This window comes from Segatella copri, from assembly GCF_019127135.1.
Classification (GTDB): Bacteria; Bacteroidota; Bacteroidia; order Bacteroidales; family Bacteroidaceae; genus Prevotella.
In genome coordinates, this window is the sequence record NZ_JAHOEA010000157.1 from 1 (window position 1) to 1,005 (window position 1,005).

Below are 1,005 nucleotides of genomic sequence, written 5' to 3' on the forward strand. Positions count from 1 at the left end.
GCATGGCGAACAACCTCAACCAACTTACCAAGCTGTCGCATCAGAGAGGTTTCCAGGAAACCCATGTGTATGTGGTGGACTTGTTGAAGAGATTGAAAACCGTCCTTGTCGAGTATCGGCAAGGAAATTCCAAACCTAATCCAAGCGGAATGAACAGAAGGGAGGATACACCATGATAGGCAAGCTAAAGAAAGGCAGCTCATTTGGTGGTTGCATCCGCTATGTTACAAGCAAGGACGAGGCGAAAATCATCGCCTCGGATGGTGTGTTACTCGGCACGAACGCCGAGATAACGCAAAGTTTCGAGCTACAGAGGCAGCTAAATCCAAGGATTAAGAAGCCTGTGGGACACATTGCTTTGAGCTTTAAGCCCGAGGACAAGCCACGTTTGACGGATGAGTTTATGGCTAAGATTGCCCTTGAATACATGCAGATGATGGGCATCACCGATACCCAATTCATAATTGTAAGGCATCACAACACGGACAATCCACATTGTCATATCGTGTACAATCGCATCAATAACGAGGGCAAGCTCATATCAGACAGGAATGATTACAGGCGTAATGAGCAAGTGACCAAGGCTCTAAAATCCAAGTATGGACTGACCTACGGAACGGACAAGAGCAAGACTAACACTCGCAAATTGCGCAATGCAGAGCGTGCAAAATATGAGATTCACAATGCTGTAAAGAGCGCATTGAGAATGGCAGATAGCTGGGACGAGTTCAAAAGTGAACTTGCAAAACGAGGTGTTCACTTAGAGTTTGTCTATATGGATAAGGAGCAAACCAAGGTTCAAGGCATCCGTTTCAGCAAGGATGGATATAGCTTCAAGGGTACGCAGATTAGCCGAGGCTATAGCTTAGGCAAGCTGAATACAAGGTTTGAGGGAATGGAGAACCGTGTATCACCAAAATCCAACTCTACTCTGCAATACGAACAAGGCTATCACAAGAACAACCAGGAGCCATCCATATCGGAGAGCAGTCAAGACCCTTGGGA

The 1,005-nt window shown here is 46.3% G+C and carries 1 protein-coding gene and 1 pseudogene; both read left to right on the forward strand.

Annotated features, from left to right (window positions below):
• Positions 1 to 176: pseudogene (locus tag KSW37_RS16225) on the forward strand (plasmid mobilization protein); the annotation flags it as partial.
• The coding region (locus KSW37_RS15635; protein WP_217315356.1) for a relaxase/mobilization nuclease domain-containing protein at positions 173 to 1,005 on the forward strand (833 nt) is incomplete at its 3' end. The pseudogene KSW37_RS16225 and the gene KSW37_RS15635, both read left to right, overlap by 4 nt.